Here is a 14,827-nt window from a genome sequence, read left to right as displayed (position 1 = left end):
TCCTGGAGCGGACGCACCCCCTTGCGTGACGCCGGCGTCCCCCTCTGAACCCGGTCGTCGACGCATCCGTCGCGTCACATAGTGGTGTCTGTGTGCGTCTTTCGTGGTCATGCTGCGAAACATGACGGAAAAGCGCAGGTGTCCAAGTGGGCGCACCTGCAACCGAATTGAACGTTTTCTCATCCGCCCCGAACGGGACGCACGACGACCGCGAGGGCCCGGCGCGCTGGTCCGGGCCCTGCGGGGCGGGTCGGCGGACCGCCGGGGTCCGCCGGATCGCTCACCAGTGGTCCAGACCATGACGGAAGCCTGATCGCAGATCATTTCAGGTCACTCCCGTCACGACCGGCCACCTCGTCGACGGGCCGTCAGGCGCAGAGCACCCGGGTCTCGGGCGTGAACACCGGACCGCCGCTGACGTTGGTCCGGTCGCTGAACTCGGCGTAGTAGTACGAGTAGAAGCCGATGTTCCCGTTGCAGCCGGAGTCACCGGCGACCTGGAGTGTCAGCGTGACGGTGCGGCTCTGGCCGGGCGGGATGGTGGCGCCGTAGTTGGTACCGAGGTTGGCGGGACCGGTCCCGGCGCAGGGGGTGGCACCCGCGGCCGTGGCGAGGCTGCAGCCGGTGAAGGAGTACTTCAGGTCGGGGCGCTGGTTGGTCAGCCAGGTGGGCTCGATGGTCTGGTAGATGAACCAGACGTCGTAGGTGTGGTTGTTCGTGATCGTCATCGACAGGTTGACCGTGCCGCCGGGCGTGGTGGTGGCGCTGTCGGTGGCGAACGTCAGCTCCGCGGGGGCCGGGGCGGCCGCGCTCGCGCCGGGGGCCATGCCGAACACGGTCAGGGCGAGGGCGAGTACGGCACCGAGGCCGAAGCGTCTCATCAGTGGTGATCGCATGGGCCGGGAGGCTAGGCATCCGGCGGGCGCACCGTCTGCCCCGACGGGCTGCGGCCGGCCGCGGCCCGGCCGGAAGTGCGCGCCGGGTGAAGACGATGCGGCGGAGCCGTGTCGACCGCCCGGAGAGTCCGCATCAGCGCACGGTAACCGTGGTGTGACAGGCGGTACGGGCGGGGCAGGTGCCACCCGTTGTGGCCGTGCTGCGGGCGGGACGGCATCCGGACGGCATTGGCGCGTATCGCACGCCGGGCGCCGCCCTCCCGCCACCGCGCGGTGCGCGCGATCTCGGCCATCCGCCGGTTTTCGGCCCCTGTCTGTCATCTGTGGAAACCGCCGCCCCGTTGACGAGTCGGGGCATCGCCTGGCTCGTCGGACGATCTGCGCCCCCCAGCACGGCCGTCGGCCGGGGCACGTGTCACTGCGGAGGGTGAACGCGACGGACAGACGTCGGACGCGCGGTGCCGCCTACGGCGACTGGCCGGTAATACGTACTCCGGTTACGTAGGTCTACGGATGCGTCTGCCCTGTCGGCTTCGATTGGCTTGCCGGACGCCGGGGGGATCCTCTCGCGTGCCGCTTTCGCCGTCGGGGCTTCCGACGGGCCGCAGGGGGCCTCGTGGGGAGGCGCCGGACCGATTGTCAGTGGCTGCCGCTAGCGTTCCGCACATGGTCGCACGTGGGCCGGGATTCCCCGGCTGAACTGTGCTTTCTTCTTGTGCAATTGATGCTAGGGGCTGGGGTTCGTGGGATGGCTGTCGGCGGGCGACGGGTACGAAGTCGCTCTTGTGGAGGGGCGGGTGGCCGCACGAGCCACCTCGGGCCGCGCGGCGGGACGGCAGTTGAAGTCGCTGCCGAAGGCGCTGAAGGACCATCCCGAGGTGGACCGGCTGCGCCGGTTCGCCGAATGGCTGGATCGGCACGCGACGGCGTGCGTCGAACAGGTGGACGCCTGGATGGTGTCGTCACTGCCCGTGCCCACCGGCCTGCTGGCCCGGGTGTGGCCGGACGAGGCGTGGCAGGCCGCCCTGCGCGACCTCGCGGTGGTCGGTGACGACCCGGACGAGGTGGGCTTCCTGCGGGGCGCCACCGACTCCGGCGAACTGCGCGTGGTGAACCTGGACGGTGAGACGGTCCGCCTCTCCCCGCGCACGGTGACCCTGCCGCACCCGGTGCTGCTGCCGGACCTCGACGACATCCGGGAGTTCGCGGCGGAGCTCGGCATCGTCCAGCGCGTCGAGCAGATACACCGGGCCACCTGGCGGCGCCCGGACGACCTGGCCGCCAAGGCCACCCAGGTGCGGGAGTTCACCGGCGGCCAGTACCGCTCCCGGTTCGCGCTCGCCGCGCGGGCCACGTCCCTGGGGTACCGCGTCTCCGGCGGGTACGCCACCGCCCGGGTCCGGGACGGCGAGCGCACCGTCGAGGCCTCCGTGTGGATCGGGGAGCCGTACTGGGACGACGAGGTGGAGACCGGCAGCCTCACCTGGCAGGACCAGGACGGCCACGCCCTGCCGCTCGGCGAGGTGGGCCCGGTGGCGTGGTCGGAGGGGATGCGGATGGCCGCGGCGCTGTACGCCGGGCGCGTGATCGAGGAGGGCAAGGACGCATGAGCGGGGGGACAGAGGTGTCGTACGAGGATGTGCTGGCCGCGGGCGGGGTGCTGCCGCCGGACACCGAGGGGGCCGGGGAGCGGGCGGTGCCGCTGACGGCACGGGCGTACCGTCATCCGGGCCTGGACGACCGGGTGGTGGTGCGGCTGGTCGCCGGGGAGCTGGGCGCGGCGGAGGATCTGGCCGCCGGGTTCCTGGGCCTGGAGCCGGACGCGGAGCCGGCGGTCGTCGGGCTGGGGCTGCGGCAGTCGCTGGGCTTCCCCGAGTGGGTGCTGGTGCACCACCCGGCGGACGGGCACCACGCGCTGGGCATCGTGCCGGACCTGGAGAAGGCGGCCCGGCAGGCGAAGACCAAGCCGAAGGCGGCCATGGACGCCTATCTGGAGCTCGGCGAGCGGCTGGCGGCGTCGGTGCCGCACTTCCTGCCGACCTTCTTCGAGCAGGCCGGACGGGTGTTCCTCGCCGAGGAGAACGCCACGTACGCGGCCCAGTTGTTCACCCGCGCCCGCAAGGCAGAGGCGGAACACGGGCTCGTCGTGGAGGAGGAGCGGCTCGACGCCGTGTTCCTGGAGTTCGCGCTGGCCGGCGCGCTCCCGGTGAAGGTGCTGTCGGCGTACGCGAAGGAGCTGGCCGCGCGGGTCCCGGCCGAGGAGGCGCTGCGGCGCTTCACCAAGCTGTGCCTGCGCCGTACGGCCGGCGGTCTGCCGCCCTCGGCGCAGATGGCGAACGACCTGCGCCGGCTGGCGCGGGCCGCCGGACGGGACGCGGACGAGACCGAACAGGAGTACCTGGCCGAACTGCTGGTCCTGCCGTCCACTCTGCGCGCGGCGGCGGGCTGGTGGAAGGGGCACCGTACGGCGCTGGTGGCGCTGGCGGAGCGCGAGCCCGAGGTACGGGGCACCCTGCTGGACACGCTCCCCGCGTCGCACGACGACGACATGCCCGCGATGTGGCTGGACATGCTGGAGGCCTCCGGCGCCACGGCCGGGCTGTGGGACGGCTCCCTGCCCGAGGAGCAGCGTCCGCACGACGGCACGGCGGGCTGGCTGGAGCGGTTCCTGACCTACCGTGAGCGGGCGCGGTCCTGGCGCGGCTCCACCCGGATGCCCGAGCTGTATCCGCTCGTCGAGCGGACGGCGGACCGGCTGCGCGCCGAACTGACCACCGCCGGACGCGAGTTGCGGGTCACGCACGACATCGACCTGATGGATCTGCTGCTCTCCCTGGACGTGCCCGTGGCCGCCCCGCCGAAGGACTCGGCGTTGCCGCTGGAGCAGTGGGCCCCGGGTGAGGGACACCGCGAGCTGATGTCGCTGGCCGGCGACTCCCGCTTCCACCAGGCTTTCCGGCGGGGCGCGGACCGGTTCGGCGACGACGACCAGGGGCGGCGCGCGATCCGGGTGCTGGCCGCGTCGCCGGGCGGGCGGCCGCTGCTGGCCGAGTGGGTGCGCGGGGTCGTCCGGCGGTTCGCCGCCGTGGGTCTGCCCCAGCTGCCCGACGCGCTCACCCGGCTGAAGTGGCTGCCCGCCGAGGCGCTGGCGCTCGCCGAGGACGAGGTGCGCGGCGCCGTCTCCGCCGACCTGGCACCGGTGCTGTCGCGCACGCTGCGTGCCGGGCTCTTCGACGAACTGGGCTGGCCCGCCTGGGAGGACGCCACGGCCACGCTGGTCCCGAAGGACGACGTCGAGGACATCGTCGTCGCCGACGCCTGGCCGCACCTCGTCGTGGCGGGCGCCGCCCAGGCCCGGGTGATCGGCGCGGAGGGCACGCTCCTCACCCACGATCTGCGGGTCTCCGCGGGCGACAGGTGGGGCGATCCGGGCTTCCACCACGTGGACGGCGAGCTGCTCGTCTACTGGCGGTCCCGCGACAACGGCCTGCGCGGCTACTGGCACACCCGGGCCGACAGCCCCCAGCCCATGGAGGGCCCGGGCGGCACCCGGAGCACCGAGATGGACTGGTACAAGGCCGACCTGAAGCTCACCCTGCCCCTGCCGGGCGGCGGCCGGGCCACCGGCGCGGGGGTGCTGCACGCCGGGGACACCACGATCCCCGACGAGCGGTGGCTGATGTTCGACGGCGCCTCGTACTGGGTCTGGCACGCGGAGGGCGAGCGGGAGACGCACGGGTTCTACGAGTACGACCCGGCGACGCACAGGCGCGGGCGGATGAGCATGCCCGCCTTCCTCGCCGACGCGCTGCGCGACGCCCCCGAGGGCAGCGTGTACGACAGCGGCTGGCTCGGCCCGTCTCCGACCGTCGGCCACGCGCCGGCCTGCGCACCCGTCGACGGCGTGGTCGGCCTGCGCACGGTCCGGCTGCCCGACGGCGCCTACCGCACACAGGACCTGGCCGGGCACACCGTCACCCTGCCCGCCGGGAAGGGCCGGCCGTCCGCGCTGGTCGTGTTCCCGGGCGACGACCGGGCCCGTGCGATCGTCCGCAACGGCTGGCAGCTGGAGATCGTCGACACCGACGGCGTCGTCACCTCCGTCGCGAAGACGGACCGCACCCCGGGCGTCTTCGGCGAGGGCACGCTGTTGCTGCCCCCGGTGCAGTTCTGGGAGTGCATGACGCCCCGCGACCCGGAGGGCTCCGCGGCGCTGCGCCGCATCGACGCGGCCACGTCGACGGCCCTGCTGGCCGCCGCCGCGCAGGAGGACAAGGACGCCCTGCCCGACGCGATCCGCGCGCTGCTGCCGGTCACCCATGAGGCCCTCGTGGCGGGCATCGCCGGAGTCGTCCGCCACGCCGCCGGGCAGCAGGCCGTCCTCGACGCGGCGGCGGCCCGGCTCACCCGGGCGCTGGACGAGGGAGTGGACGAACTGGAGGGGCCCGCGGGCCCCGCCGACACCGTCCTCCAGAGCGCCCTGAGCGGCCTCGGCGAGCCGCCCCACCACTGGTGGAACCGCGACGAGGAGGCCGACACCGTCTTCCGTTCGCTGCGGGTGATGAGCAGGGCCGCCGGACTCCGCCCCGCCACCACCGCACCGAAGGGAGCGGCGGTCCGCCTCCACCTCGACGGGACCGAACTGCCGAGCGGACAGCCGGATCTGTGGTCGCTGGCCGACCGCACGAGCGCCATCGTCTTCCGGGCCCTGGCCCTCACCACCCCGGAAGAGCACCGGGAGGCGCTGCGCGCCCTGCTCGACCGGTTCGCGACGCTGGGGCTGGGTATCGGTGCCGCCTCCGAGCGGTGGCGCGCGGTGATACTGGGCCTGAAGGCCGATCAACTGCGCACCGCGTCGGGCGACTGGCGCTCCGGCTCGTGGAACGGTCTGCTGCCGCTGGGCGACGACGCCTTCCTCGCCGTCGTGGGACGCCTCTCCCTCGACGACGACGGCGCCGTCTTCACCGGGTTCTTCCACGACCCGACGGGGCGCTTCGAGATCCCGGAGCCGTACACCCTCCGCGAGTCCTGCCGACTGGCCGGGGAAGCGCATGCGGCCCGGCTCGGCGCGTTCCTCGCGGAACTGGCCGAGCGTGGCCCGGCTCCCTGGTTCCCGGAGGCCGCCGAGGAGTTCGCGCGCCGCACCGGTGTCACCGAGACGATGGCCCGGCTGATCGTCGCCGGACTTCCCCAGGTCGACGTCTACCAGCGGGTGTTCCTGTCCACGGAGGCACGCAACGCCATCGGTGTGAAGCAGGCTCCCGCGGCCGTCGCCAAGGACGAACTGCGCGGCGTCGACGGCGAGATCCGCAACGCCGTGGTGGCCGCGCTGCTGCCCGCCGACCCCGCCCGGCTGTGGACCGAGGGGCCCGATGTGGCCGCCGCGGCCGAGGTCTGGAACAGCAGGGTCGGCAGGAGGATCGCGATCCCCGAGGATCTGCTCGCCGACGCGACCCGCGCGGTCAAGCACTCCCGGTGGGAGCTCCGCAGCGCCCTGCCCGCACTGCTCCACCCGGCAGGTGAACCCCGCCTCACCCGGGACCTGGAATGGGCGGTCAGGGGCGACCGGGTCCGGCCCGTCGACGACGACGCGGTCGGGTTCACCGCCGACACCCTCGTCGGCTCGGTGGGCCTCGCCGCCTGGCTCGCCCACCGGCTGCCCGCCGGCGACCCGCTGCGGGCCGCGCTGCCCACCGCGCTCACCGCCGTACGCGAGCGGCTCGCGCACCCCGGGCTCGTGCTGGACGTCGGGCGGTACATCGGCCTCCCCCAGTTCCGGAAGACCGCGGGCACCCCGACCGAGGTCGGCGAGGGCTTCGAGCGGTACGGCGCCGTGATCCTGGCCACCCACGACGACCAGCCGGCGCCGGGCATCCGGGTCGCGCTGCTCGACGAGGCGGGCGAGGACCCGTACCTGCCCGCGCTGCGCATCGACAACCAGCGGCCCTACGCCGTCGAGGTGGCGCTGCGGCTGGCCCGTTGCGCCCCGTACGCCGCCCTGCTGGCCGACCCGGGCGACCCGGTGGCGGGCGAGCGCGGCAAGGACGGCACCTGGTGGCCGCAGGACCCGAGCCGTTCGGTGCCCGAGCTGGTGACCGAGGTGGCGAAGGAGTACGGCATCGGCGAGGACGCGGCCACGCTGTATCTGATGCTGCTCGCCATGCCCGACCCGACGGACCGTATGACGGCCCGCTGGACGGGGTGGAAGCCGGCTCGGCTCAAGGCGGCCCGTGCCGAACTGGCCGGGGGCGAGCTGGTGGTGGAGGCCAGCCGCGCCAGGGCCGGGCGTTCGCTCTTCCTGCCCGGCGGCTGGATCGACCCGAAGGCGCCGCGGCTGCCGCTGGAGCGGTGGAAGCTGCCGCTGTTCGACGGTCTGATGACCGACGAGGACGCCACGTTCGGCGTGATCGTGCCGTCCGAACCGGCCGCCGAGCTGTACCGCAGGGCCTGGCAGCGGATCCAGGACGGCGACGCGCCCCGGTTCGAGGAGCTGAAGGTGCGTCGGGGGCGCCGCCGCTGATCGGGATCTGGGCGCCCGGCCACCGGGCGCCCAGGCCTGACCTCGCCTCGCACCTTTCCGCACACGTACCGACCTACAGCGTTACCTACTTGCCTACTTAACTACTTACCTACTGAGCAAGGACGTTCATGACCCCGACCGACACGGCGACGGCCCTTCCGGCCCGGCAGATCCTGCCCGCCGAGGAGCGCCACGCCACCGAACTCGACTTCCTCGCCGCCCACGACGAGGGTCCGCGGCCGCCCGGCTGGCGCCTGACCCCGCGCTCCGTCGTCACCTTCGTCTGCGGCAGCGGCGGCGAGGCCCTGAAGCTGGCCAAGCCGCACGAGACGCTGCCGGACAAGCTGGTGATCGCACCCAAGTTCGTCGGCGAACGCGCCCTGGTCGAACGGTGCGTGGTCACCCTCGCCGGTGAGCGCGGCCTGCTGCTCGTCGGCGAGCCCGGCACGGCCAAGTCGATGCTCTCCGAGCTGCTGTCGGCCGCCGTGTGCGGCACCAGCGCGCTCACCGTGCAGGGCACCGCCGGCACCACCGAGGACGCCTTCCGCTACGGCTGGAACTACGCCCTGCTGCTCGCCCAGGGTCCCACCCCGCAGGCGCTGGTCGACTCGCCGGTGCTCGGCGCGATGCGCTCCGGCCGGGTGGCGCGGGTCGAGGAGATCACCCGCTGTCTGCCGGAGGTGCAGGACGCCCTGGTGTCGATCCTGTCCGACCGCCGGGTGAGCGTGCCCGAGCTGTCCGGCACGGACGACGCCCAGGTCGCGGCCGCGCCCGGGTTCACGGTCATCGCAACGGCCAACCTGCGCGACCGGGGTGTCTCGGAGATGTCGGCCGCCCTCAAGCGCCGCTTCAACTTCGAGACCGTGCACCCCATCGCCGACGTCGACGCCGAGACGGCCCTGGTCCGGCGGCAGGCGGAGGCGGCGGTGCAGCGGGCGGGCGCGGCCTTCGGCGTGGACGACGCGGTGCTCGACGTGCTGGTCACCGTCTTCCGCGATCTGCGTGCGGGGCGCTCCGCCGAGGGCTGGGACGTGGAGCGTCCGGGCACGGTGATGTCCACCGCCGAGGCCGTGTCGGTCGCGGCCTCGCTCGGGGTGGCCGCCGCGTACCTGCCCGGCGGGGACGCGCTCGACCTCGTCCCCGGGCACCTGCTGGGCGTGGTCCGCAAGGACGACCCGGCCGACCACGCCCGGCTGCTCGGCTACTGGGACGGCCCGGTGCGCCGTCGCGCCGAGGACGGCTCGGCGACGTGGCGCCGCCTCTGGGACCTGCGGGAGAACCTTCGGTGACGACCACTCAGGACCCGAGGGCCGCCGTCACGGTCCTCGCCGACTCGTCGGCGCCGTACCTGCTGGGGGTACGGCACCATAGCCCGGCCCTCGCCGCGGTCGTGCCCGCTCTGCTGGACGCGTCCGGCGCGGATGTCGTCTGCGTGGAGCTGCCGGCCGACTTCCAGCACTGGCTGCCCCACCTCGCCGCGCCGGGCACCCTCGCGCCGGTCGCTCTGGCCGGGGCGAGCGAGGGCGGCCGCCTCGGCTTCTACCCGTTCGCCGACTTCTCCCCCGAACTCGCCGCCCTCCGCTGGGCCCGGGAGCGGGGCAAGGAAGTGGTGTGCTGCGACCTGCCGATGTCCCATCCGGCGTGGAGCACGGACCGACGGGGGACGGACACGGACCGACCGGGGACGGTGACGGAGGAGCTCCTCCCTGACACGCGCCGACCGGCGACGGACACGGGAGAGCCCGTCGCGGACACCGGCCGTGCGACCACGGACACCGGCAGTCCGACGACGGGCACGGGCCGACCGGCGACGGATACGGACGGGCCGAGGGCGTCCCTCGTCTCGCCCACCGCCTTCGCCGCGGCGCTCACCGCCGCCGGAACCGGTCGTGACGGTGACGATCTGTGGGACCGGTGTGTGGAGGTGCTCGCTCCCGGTTGTACGCCCGAGGCGATCCGCCGGGCGGCTCTCGGCGTGGGGTGGGCGTTGCGCAGTGACGCCGAGACCGCGGGCGGCGTGCCGTCGGTGGACCTGGCCCGTGAGGCGCACATGCGCGACACGATCGCCCGCGCGGCGGCGGGTGGGCGCAGGGTGGCGGCCGTGATCGGCGCCTTCCACGCCCCGGCGCTGACGGACGCGGCCGACGTGGACGCCGACCCGGCCGGCGCGCAGGACGAAGGGGACGCACCCGCCGACGAGGAGACGGCCGGCACGGGTGGTGCGGTGTCGGCCGCGAGGGCGGACGGCATCACGGCCGGGGCCCGGGGAGCGGGCCTCGTCGGGGAGCACCCGCCGGTCGTCACCTCGCTCGTCCCGTACGCCTTCGACCTGCTGGACTCCCGCTCCGGGTATCCGGCGGGCATCCGTGACCCGCGCTGGCAGCAGGCGGTGTTCACGGCCGGGGGCGACCCCGAGCTGCTGTACGGCGCCGCCGCGCGGGCCATCACCGATGTGTGCCGGGAGCTGCGCGCTGCCGGGCACACCGCGGGCACGGGCGAGGCGACCGAGACCCTGCGGGTGGCGGGCGACCTGGCCAGTCTCCGGGGTCTCGCGGCCCCCGGCCGGGGCGAGGTCCTGGAGGCGCTGACGACGGTGATGGGCCAGGGCGAGCCGCTCGGCCGGGGCCGGGCTCTCGCGCGGGCGCTCGAAGTGGTGCTGGTCGGCACCGATCGGGGCCGTATCGCACCGGGCACCCCTCGTTCCGGTCTCGGCCCGTCCGTGGAGGCGGAGGTGGCCGCGCTGCGGCTGCCCGGCCCGGAGGACCCCGCCTCGCGCGAACTCCGGCTCGACCCGCTCCGCTCCGCCCTCGACGGCCGTCGCGAGATCCTGCTCCAGCGTCTCGCGGTGTGCGGTGCGGGCTACGGCGAGTCCGTGGAGGTGACCGGCACGGGCGACGGCACGGCGCTCACCACCCGGTGGCGCGTGGCGTGGACCCCGGCCGTCCCGGTCCGGCTCGACCTGGCCGGGATCCGGGGTGTGACGGCGGCCCTGGCCGCCGAGGGCACCCTGCGGGAGACCTTCCGCCGGGAGTCGGCGGACGGCGGGCCCACCGGTGCCCTGGTCCTCGCCGGGCTCCGGGCTGCGGCCCGCTGCGACCTGCCCGCGCTGGTCGCCGACCGGCTGGCGGACGCGGCCGTCGTGCTCCCGGCCTCGGCCACCCTGCCCGAACTGCTGGAAGGGCTCGACCTGTTGGAGGCGCTGCGGCGGGGCCACCTGCCCGGCACCACGCCCGAGGGCAGGTCGGCGGCGGCCGAGCTGGCCGTCGACCTCCTGGAGGCGGCGGTCCGCGCTCTGCCCGGTCTCGCGGGCAGCGACCAGCCGGAGGACGCGGCCGCGCTGGTCGCGCTCGCGTCCCGGGCAGGTGAACACCGCCTCGGACTGCGTATGGACGACGCCCTGGGCACGCTCGCGCGCTCCGGCTCCCCGTTGATCCAAGGGGCCGCCCTCGCCGCGCGGGTGCTGCTCGACCTCGACGGCGCCGACACCGTCGGGACGCGTGCGGCAGGCTGGATCGACACGGCCACCGGGCCCGACGGCCGCCTCGCGCTCGCCCTTCGGCTGAGCGGTCTGCTCAGCGGCGCCGCGCCGCTGCTCCAGTCCGCGCCGACCGCGTTGGACCCGCTGCTCGACCGGATCGACACGCTCACGGACCAGGGCTTCCTGGACCGGCTGCCCGCCCTGCGCGGCGGCTTCGACACGCTCACCCCGGCCGGCCGCGACCGTCTGCTCGGTACGGTCACCGAACGCCTCGGCGACCGCCTCGACCTGTCCCTCACCGCCTCACCGGAACTCCTCGCGCTGTGGACGGCGGCGGACACGGCGGGCCTGATGGCCGTCGACTCCCTCCGGCTGCCGATCGCTACGACCCCGGCGAGGTCTGCCGACAACACCGCCGCCGCGCGGACCCCGGCTGTCACCGCCGAGCCGAAGGCTTCGACCGACATCGGCGAGAACGCTGCGACAGCCGAGACGGCCGAGGCTGCGGTGACGGCCGAGGCCGCGGTCGTGACCGACGGCGCGGTGGCAACCGAGGGCACGGTGGGCGTCGGCGCCCCGCAGGCGACCGTCACGGCCGAGGCCACCCACCCTCCCGCCTCCGCCGACGCGCCCCACCCCACCGCTCAGCCGTCCGTCGCGCCCCTCCACCTCTCCCCCACCGACCGCTGGCGGCTGCTCCTCGGCCGGGAGAGCGAGAAGCTGCCGCAGAACGCCCGGCGTTACGCGCACGCGCTCGACGAGTTGTACGGCACCGGCCGGGGCGAGGGCTCCTCGGACTTCGGCCAGGGCGGTCCCGGTCAAGGCGGTTCTCAGGAGGCGTCGTTCCCCACGGCCCGGGAGTGGGGCGAGGAGTTGGACGCGCTGTTCGGTGCCGAAGTCCGTGAGGAGGTGCTGGCGCGGGCCGCCGACCGGGGCCGTACGGACGTACTGGCCGAGTTGGACCCCAAGGCCGTCCGCCCGTCGGTCGACCTGCTGACCTCCGTGCTGAACCTCGCGGGCGGCATGCCCGAACAGCAACTGGCCAGGCTGCGCCCGCTGGTACGACGGCTCGTCGACGAACTGGCCAAGGAGCTCGCCACCCGGATGCGCCCCGCGCTCACCGGTCTGGCCACCCCGCGTCCGACCCGGCGCCCCGGTGGCAGGCTCGATCTGCCGCGCACCCTGCGGGCCAACCTGGCGAGCACCCACCGTACGGCGGACGGCCGGACCATGGTCGTACCGGAGCGGCCGGTGTTCAGCACCCGCTCCCGCAAGGAGGCGGACTGGCGGCTGATCCTGGTCGTCGACGTGTCCGGGTCGATGGAGGCCTCCGTCATCTGGTCCGCGCTGACCGCGGCCGTACTGGGCGGCGTGCCCACGCTGTCGACGCACTTCCTGGCGTTCTCGACCGAGGTGATCGACCTGACCGACCGGGTGGACGACCCGCTGTCGCTGCTGCTGGAGGTCCGGGTCGGCGGTGGCACGCACATCGCGGCGGGGCTCGCGCACGCCCGTTCCCTGGTGACCGTGCCCAGCCGGACCCTCGTGGTCGTGGTCAGCGACTTCGAGGAGGGCTGCTCGCTGGGCGGCCTCCTGGGCGAGGTCCGGGCCCTCGCGAGTTCGGGTGTGCACCTGATGGGCTGTGCCGCCCTGGACGACACGGGCACCCCGCGCTACTCGGTACCCGTCGCCCAGCAACTCGTCGCGGCCGGCATGCCGGTCGCCGCCCTCAGTCCCCTCGCCCTCGCCCGCTGGGTGGGGGACCGCCTCCGCGGAGAGAGCCGATGAACGCCGAACTGCCCCCGGCGGCACCCGAGGTGGTGGCCGCCGCCGTGGAGAGCCTGACCTCCCGGTTGCGCAAGAAACTGGACGCCGCGGTCGAGACGTACGCGGCCCTGCCCGTCGAGGCCGACGGCGGTGTCCTGCGCGTCCGGTGCGGCGAGGACGCCGAGGTCGCACTGACGCCCGGCCCTTCGGGCGCGGTGACCGACGCCGAGCGGGCGGTGTGCAGTTGCCTGCTCGCACCCCGCTGTCTGCACCGTGCCGCCGTCCTGAGCGCCTGCCCGGTGGCCGACGCCGAGGACATGGCCGCAGCCGAGCCGGAGGCCGCGCCGACCGACACGGCGGCGGACGACCCCCACGGAAGCGATGGTGGGGCCCCGGCAGCCGGACCGGCCGTCGGAGCCAACGGCTCTCGCACAGCGGGTGGATCCTCCGCCACCGTCGCCCCGGCCGAAGGCCCGAGGCAGGCCGATCCCACCGCCCCCGCCGACACGACGAGACCGACCGAAACCGGCAGCACAGGAACCACCGGCACCGGCACAACCGCGGGGGTGGGCCCCGTCGGCGGGGCCGACGACCTCGGCCGGGGCGGCGGCAAGGCCCCCACGCCCGCCCAGGTCGCCGCCGCGGCCGGTCTCTGGGCGGCCACCGCGGCCGTGCTCGCCGCCGGGGTCCCGGCGGCGGGGGCGGTGCCGCAGGCGGAGTTGCTGCGGGCCGCGCACACCGCGCGCCTCGCCGGGCTGCACCGCGCCGAGGCTGCGGCCCTGCGGGTCGTCCGCGGGCTGCGCGGGGCCCGCGCCCGGCGCGACGGCCACCGGCTGGCCGACCTGGTCGCGGCCGTGCGCGAACTGCTGCTCACCACCGGCCTGTTGGCGGCGGCGGACACCGACCCCGCCCTCGTCGGCACGGCGCGGCGCGCCTATCGGCCGGGCGGCGGTCTGCGGGTGCACGGTGTGTGCCGGGAACCGGTGATCTCGGCCACCGGATACGGCGGTGTCGTCACTCATCTGGTCTCCGACGACGGGAGCTGGTACTCGATCGCCGATGTGAAGCCGGGCGGTCCGGCCCGTGCCCGGGGCGCCGCCAAGGCAAGCGTCGCCCTCGGCTCCGGGACCCTCGACCACGCCGGGCTCTCCCGGGGCGGACTGCTGATCTCCGGTGCCACGGTCTCGCCGGAGGGTCGCCTCGGCTCAGGCAAGGGCGTTCGGGCCACTCCGCTCGCCGGTCTCTCCTGGACGGCGGGCCCGCTCGCCGCCCTGTTCGCCCGCCCCCTCGCGGAGGCGGTGGCCGAGCGGCTCACCGGCGGCCCGGGTGCCGATCCCGAGCAGGCGGAGCTGGAGGCGCGCCGGCTGATCGGCTGTGACCTGGTCCTCGTCGGCGCGGCGGGCGACCACCTGTTCGCCCGCGAGGTGTCCGGCTCCGGGGAGTCGGCCGACAGCGGTCTCCTCGTCCGGCTGACCCCGGCCAACGGCCACCCCGATCTCGCGCACACCGCGAACTTCCGTCAGCTGGCGGGCCGTCCCGGCCTGCGGATACGGGTGCTCGGGCGTCTGGAACCCGACCGGGCCGCCACGCTGCGCCCGCTCGCGATCGGCCCGGTCCCGGGCACCGAGGCGACGCTGCGGCTGCCGGACGAGTGGCAGGGGCACGCCGACCTGGGCTACGACCGCCTGCGGGGAGCGCACTTCCCGCCGCAGGACGCGCTGCCCACGGTCGACGGCCCCGCCGGGGCTCCGGCCGACCCGCTCGCCGATGCTCCGCTGTGGCGGCTGCGCCGACTCGTCGAGGTCGCCGTCTCCGGAGGCCGCCGCGCGGTCGCCGAGCCGGCCCGCGACGGCGACCGGGACGGAGCGGGCGCGGCACTGCGGCGCAGTGGATTCAGGGCGGGCGCGGACCTGGCGGCCGTGCTCACCACGGAGGCGGACCGCCGCTCCCGCGACGTCTTCGGACGCGTCACCGACCCCGACCCGGACCGCTACGCCCGCGCCTGGCTCGCCGCCGCGGTCTACCTGAAAGGCACCGAAAGCGCCCTGATCCAGTCCACATGGCGGCTCCCGGCCCCCACCACCTGACCCTCAACCGATCACGGCCGGGCGCCACCGCACCGCACCGGGACCTCGGCGCGCCGGGGCCGCGGTGCGATGCGGTCCC

General features: G+C 75.0%; 6 protein-coding genes. 5 read left to right on the top strand and 1 reads right to left on the bottom strand.

Annotated elements, in window-relative coordinates:
* Window positions 1-368: 368 nt before the first annotated feature.
* Window positions 369-896, bottom strand: coding sequence for a hypothetical protein (locus ACZ9QC_RS39550; protein WP_472917518.1), 528 nt, complete (start codon window positions 894-896; stop codon window positions 369-371).
* 743 nt (window positions 897-1,639) lie between these two features.
* Here ACZ9QC_RS39550 and ACZ9QC_RS39545 point away from each other — a divergent pair.
* From ACZ9QC_RS39545 to ACZ9QC_RS39525, 5 genes are all read left to right on the top strand, one after another.
* Window positions 1,640-2,506, top strand: coding sequence for a DUF4132 domain-containing protein (locus tag ACZ9QC_RS39545; RefSeq protein WP_230216972.1), 867 nt, complete (start codon window positions 1,640-1,642; stop codon window positions 2,504-2,506).
* Entirely contained in the window at window positions 2,503-7,416 is a 4,914-nt protein-coding gene (locus tag ACZ9QC_RS39540) for a DNA-binding protein (protein ID WP_472917517.1), read from the top strand. The genes ACZ9QC_RS39545 and ACZ9QC_RS39540 overlap by 4 nt, the downstream gene beginning before the upstream one ends.
* Window positions 7,417-7,544: 128 nt before the next feature.
* On the top strand, window positions 7,545-8,705 hold the full coding sequence (locus ACZ9QC_RS39535) for an ATP-binding protein (RefSeq protein ID WP_472917516.1): 1,161 nt from the start codon (window positions 7,545-7,547) through the stop codon (window positions 8,703-8,705).
* A complete protein-coding gene (locus tag ACZ9QC_RS39530; RefSeq protein ID WP_472917515.1) occupies window positions 8,702-12,682 on the top strand; it encodes a DUF5682 family protein in 3,981 nt (1,326 codons plus the stop codon). Before ACZ9QC_RS39535 ends, ACZ9QC_RS39530 begins: the two co-directional genes overlap by 4 nt.
* On the top strand, window positions 12,679-14,748 hold the full coding sequence (locus ACZ9QC_RS39525; RefSeq protein WP_472917514.1) for a hypothetical protein: 2,070 nt from the start codon (window positions 12,679-12,681) through the stop codon (window positions 14,746-14,748). Before ACZ9QC_RS39530 ends, ACZ9QC_RS39525 begins: the two co-directional genes overlap by 4 nt.
* Window positions 14,749-14,827: the final 79 nt, after the last annotated feature.

This window comes from Streptomyces sp. HUAS MS02, from assembly GCF_055702265.1.
The sequence above is the reverse complement of the archived record's forward strand: the minus strand, read 5'-3'. Positions and strand labels throughout refer to the sequence as shown.